The following is a 4368-nucleotide window of genomic DNA, read 5'->3' on the forward strand; positions in this document are numbered from 1 at the left end:
TCGCCCTCGGCGGTGAACAGCCCGTCGCCGAGCGAGGGGGCGAGCGCGCGGCGGATCAGGTTGGGCTTGGGATAGTTGGCGACATTGTCGAGGAAGACCCGCTTGATCCCCTCCGGATCGCTGACCCCGATATAGTTCAGATGCAGGAACCGGCGCTTGCGATTGAGGACGTCGAAGGTCTCCTTCGGCCAGCCGACCAGGGGGTTCCTGGCGGTCTCGCCCAGGAACATGTCGAACATGGTGGGCCAGCTGTCTGGCTGGTCTGGGGCGGCGGGGCGGAAGGGTTCATGGGTGCTCGCGCGCAGGCGCACGTTCCCCAGGGCCGCAGGGGCGAGATCGGTCATGTCAGCCGTCCTTCACCGGGGCGTGGTCGCGTCCGGCTCGCCCTTACGATGTAGAAATTGCACGCCTGCGCCAAACGATATAACGGTGGTCTTCTTGTGAGCTGAGATCACATGGACAAGCGCGGTCTTCCCCCGCTGACGGCGCTGCGCGCCTTCGAGGCCTTCGCCCGGCTGGGGCGGATGACGCTGGCCGCCGACGAACTGTGCGTCACCCATGGCGCCGTCAGCCGCCAGATCCGCAGCCTGGAGGTCGCGCTGGGCCTGGTGCTGACCGAGGGCCCGCGTCACCGGTTGAAGCTGACCGAGGCGGGGGAACGGCTGGCCGGGTCGCTGTCCGTGGCCTTCGATTCAGTGGCCCGCACCGTGGCGGAGCTGAAGTCGGCCGCCGCCCAGGAACTGCATCTCTCCTGTGTTGGCACCCTGGCCATCCGCTGGCTGATCCCGCGCCTGCCGGTGTTCCACGCCGCGCACCCGGGCGTGCGGGTGCGGGTGACCGAGAGCTACGCCCCCGTCGACTTCGCCCGCGAACGCTTCGACGCGGCGATCCGCATCGCCGAGCACGTGTCGGCCCATGGAGTGGAGGCGACAGCCTTCCTGGACAATTTCCACGGGCCGGTGCTGGCGCCGCACTTGTTGGGGACGGGACCCACCCGGCTCGAGGGCGTGACGCGGCTGACCACCGGCACCCGCCAGACCGCCTGGGCGGAGTGGGAGGGTCATTCGGGCGTCGCCCTGCCCGTCGCCCCGCACATCCAGGAGTTCGAGCATATCTTCTATGTGCTGGAAGCCGCCGCCGCCGGCCTGGGGGTCGGACTGACGCCCTGGATCTATGTGGCCGGCGACATCGCGGCGGGGCGGCTGACCGCGCCGCTCGGCTTCGTGCCGAACCCGGCGAAGTTCTGGTTCATCACGCCCTCCGGCGCCGACAAGCCCGCGGTGGCGGCGTTCCGCGACTGGCTGATCGCGGAAGCGGCCAAGGCGCCTGAGCCGCCGATGGGCTAGTTCCTCCACCCGTGGGCAGGGGAATTGCATATGGAAATTTGCGAGGGCCTGGCTGCTCCCTTCTTGGGGGAGCTGTCGCCCGCATGGGCGACTGAGGGGGACCTTGATGGTCTTTCTGAGTGGTTCGCGGGTCAGCTGAGAGAGTCAAAGTCCCCCTCAGACCGCTTCGCGGCCAGCTCCCCCAGCGGGGGAGCAACCGCGCTGCGGTCATACGCGAGTCCCCTGCACCCGTGGGGGAGGTGGTCCGAAGGACCGGAAGGGGCTGCCCTCGCAAGAGGGTGGATTGGGCGGATAGGCGGTATCCGTCCCTTCGGGCCGGCCCCTCAGACCGCTTCGCGGCCAGCTCCCCCAGCGGGGGAGCAGCGCTCAATAGGCGCCGCACCGCCTCAGCATATTGCGGGCGACGCGACAGCCCGCCGCCCCGAAATCAGCCCGCGTACTTCTCCATGTCCTCGTCGGTGACGTCGTAATTGCCATAGACGTGCTGGACGTCGTCATCGTCTTCCAGGGCGTCGACCAGCTTCATCAGGGTGCCGACCGGGTCGCCCGCCAGCGGGGTCAGGGTCTTGGGCCGCCAGACGATGTGGGTGGTCTTGGCCTGGCCGAGCGCCGCTTCCAGGGCCGTGGCCACCTCGTTCACCGCGTCGAAGGCGGTGAAGACGGTGTGGGTTTCCTCATCGGACTCGACGTCCTCGGCGCCGGCCTCGATGGCGGCCTCCATGACGGCGTCTTCCGTGCCGGCCGAGGCCGGGAACACCAGCTGGCCCACGCGATCGAACATGAAGGAGACGGCGCCCGTCTCGCCCATATTGCCGCCGTGCTTGGAGAAGGCGGAACGGACATTGGCGGCGGCGCGGTTGCGGTTGTCGGTCAGGACCTCGACGATGATGCCGACGCCGCCGGGACCGAAGCCCTCGTAGCGGATCTCCTCATAGGTGTCGGCGTCGCCGCCGATGGCCTTCTTGATCGCCCGGTCGATATTGTCCTTGGGCATGGACTCGGCCTTGGCGTTGTTCACGGCCAGGCGCAGGCGCGGGTTCATATTGACGTCGGGCATGCCGGACTTGGCGGCCACGGTGATCTCGCGGCTGAGCTTGGAGAACAGCTTGGAGCGCACCGAGTCGGCGCGACCCTTGCGGTGCATGATGTTCTTGAATTTGGAATGGCCGGCCATTTTGTCTCGCGCTGGCTTTTTTTCGACAGACGGGGCTTCTAACTCTGGCGGGCGACGAAGGCCAGCTTTGGCGCGTTTAGGGGGCGTGCGTCAGATCAAGGCGTTGTTCAGGGTGACAGGCTATGCTGTCTGCGCCCTAAGGGTGTGAGGATGAACTTGACCGATTTCCCCGACGAGATTCGCGGCGACATGCCGGGCGGCCGGCCGGCCTATTGGGTGAAGAAGCCCCTGGTGTCGCACAAGGAAGCCGCCGCCCTGGTCGGCGCCTTCGCGCTCGGCGCCCTGTCGGTGGTGGCGGTGATCGTCATCGCCCGGCAGTTTGAGTGCGACCGGGACTAGGACAGCTTGCCCGAAAGCGGTGCGAGTAGCGGGCTTGGCTCCCGAAATGTCTGGGCGTCGTATAGGCCTGTACAGGGCGCATCGCTCACTAGTCGGGGGTCTTTCGCCGCCAAATTGCGAAGCTCAACCAACACATTCGCGACGCGTGCTCTGTTGATCTCACGATCGCTTGTAGGCGAGGAGCGCTCTGCGTATCGATTGAGGATGTCGAGCCCCGATGTCTCGTCTTCGATCGCTTGTTGCAGGCGCCCCAATTGGGCGTTGGCGCAAGACCGGTAGATGAAGGCGTATGAGAAGTCTGGCTGAGCTTTAAGTCCGATTGTGAATTCATCCGCTGCTTCGGCCCACCGTTTCTGCTCAAGCAGAATTCGGCCACGATGATAGTGGAAGGCCATGCCGCTTTGCGGGCCATTGCGGGCCACGATGTCGTCGAGTGCTGCGAGGGCCTGGGGAAATTGGCCCCGGACACGATAGATGGCGCTGATGTTGATATCATACCAAAACGCCTTGTCGGGCCAAGTCTCGACCATGGCGGAATACATTGCCAGCGCACGGTCATAGTCGCCAAGAAACCCGAACGCCCGCGCGACGGCTGAGGCGGCGTTGGGAGCTGCGGGCGCCATCGCCATCCAACGTTTGGCGTCCAATAGGGCCTGGAACAGCAACTGATCGCGGGGAGTACCGGAAGGCGTATCGAACGCCATCTCCTCCAAAAGGTCCGCGCGGGTAAGTAACGCCAAGGGTAGCAAGAAAGGTCGCAGATGGTCGTCTCGCAGGGCGTCGTCGAGAGCAGCCCGCGCTTTCGTCTTTTCATCGGCGGAGCGAAGGGCGATTCCCTGTGCAAGTGCCGAGTTTGCGAGATCCTCAGCGCTAGGGGCCGGGCTCATGCGCGGCTTCACCCGGCCGATGTACGTCTGCCCTCCATAATTGAGATCGTGAATTTGAAAGTGCAGCTCAGATTTTGGATCAAACCAGCCGCTGTCCACGCCGTATCGGACAATGACGGACTTGCCGGTCGCACTCGAGTCCCTAAGCACCGTCAGAAGCGCCTGAGGGTCTGTTTGGCCCGCGGTATCGACCTCAAAATAGGTTGGCGAGGCGCCTAGCTGAAAGACGACCTGACCGCCGATCAAACCGCTACGGACCACGGCGCCTGCGCTGCTGGCCCAATCCCCGGCCAGCGCGGCTATCGGATTCAACATCGCAAGGGCGCCTATCAGCGCAAGGATTGATCGCCGCACTCGAACCCCCGAAGCCTTGGGCGTTCCTTTCCATCACCTCAACGACCCGTCAACCTTTGGTTGCTCTGCCAGAGGTGAAATCCACCAGCTCGATCACCCCGCCGGCCAGCCGGAAGGTCGCGTCCTGCGGCACGGCCTGGGCCAGGGTCTCGGCGCGCGGGAGCCCGGCGTAGACGCCGCGCAGGATGCGGCCGGCGACGCCGTGGCTGACGGCGATGATCCGGCGGTCGGGCTCGGGCGGCAGGCTTGCGAGCCAGTCGCCCAGGCG

4 protein-coding genes and 2 pseudogenes are annotated in these 4368 nt (G+C 65.7%); 2 read left to right on the forward strand and 4 right to left on the reverse strand.

All coding sequences use genetic code 11. The annotated features are described in order from the left end of the window. Positions 1-344 (reverse strand): annotated as a pseudogene (locus Q7P21_RS19500) (hypothetical protein); the annotation flags it as partial. A 111-nt stretch (positions 345-455) separates the two neighbouring features. On the opposite strand from Q7P21_RS19500, the gene Q7P21_RS19505 reads away from it, so the two are divergent. After that, positions 456-1346, forward strand: coding sequence for a LysR substrate-binding domain-containing protein (locus Q7P21_RS19505; RefSeq protein ID WP_304179960.1), 891 nt, complete (start codon positions 456-458; stop codon positions 1344-1346). 427 nt (positions 1347-1773) lie between these two features. Here the strand turns inward: Q7P21_RS19505 and Q7P21_RS19510 are convergent, their stop codons facing one another. Continuing rightward, entirely contained in the window at positions 1774-2520 is a 747-nt protein-coding gene (locus Q7P21_RS19510; RefSeq protein ID WP_304179962.1) for a YebC/PmpR family DNA-binding transcriptional regulator, read from the reverse strand. 150 nt (positions 2521-2670) lie between these two features. Here Q7P21_RS19510 and Q7P21_RS19515 point away from each other — a divergent pair, with 150 nt between their 5' ends. Then, positions 2671-2859 (forward strand): hypothetical protein, encoded by a 189-nt coding sequence (locus Q7P21_RS19515; RefSeq protein WP_304179964.1) that lies wholly within the window; start codon positions 2671-2673, stop codon positions 2857-2859. On the opposite strand, the gene Q7P21_RS19520 is transcribed toward Q7P21_RS19515, so the two are convergent. Together Q7P21_RS19520 and Q7P21_RS19525 are read right to left on the reverse strand one after the other, a co-directional pair. Next, complete coding sequence (locus tag Q7P21_RS19520; RefSeq protein WP_304179966.1) at positions 2856-4061, reverse strand: tetratricopeptide repeat protein; 1206 nt, start codon at positions 4059-4061, stop codon at positions 2856-2858. The two genes, Q7P21_RS19515 and Q7P21_RS19520, sit on opposite strands and share 4 nt — an antisense overlap. Positions 4062-4149: 88 nt before the next feature. Beyond that, positions 4150-4368, reverse strand: a pseudogene (locus Q7P21_RS19525) (hypothetical protein); the annotation flags it as partial.

Origin of the sequence: Phenylobacterium aquaticum, from assembly GCF_947378715.1 — a bacterium.
Lineage (GTDB): Bacteria > Pseudomonadota > Alphaproteobacteria > Caulobacterales > Caulobacteraceae > Phenylobacterium > Phenylobacterium aquaticum_A.

Coding starts and splice junctions, on each gene's coding strand:
- Q7P21_RS19505 (WP_304179960.1), top strand. CDS start 456: ATGGACAAGCGCGGTCTTCCCCCGCTGACGGCGCTGCGCGCCTTCGAG.
- Q7P21_RS19515 (WP_304179964.1), top strand. CDS start 2,671: ATGAACTTGACCGATTTCCCCGACGAGATTCGCGGCGACATGCCGGGC.
- Q7P21_RS19510 (WP_304179962.1), bottom strand. CDS start 2,520: ATGGCCGGCCATTCCAAATTCAAGAACATCATGCACCGCAAGGGTCGC.
- Q7P21_RS19520 (WP_304179966.1), bottom strand. CDS start 4,061: ATGTTGAATCCGATAGCCGCGCTGGCCGGGGATTGGGCCAGCAGCGCA.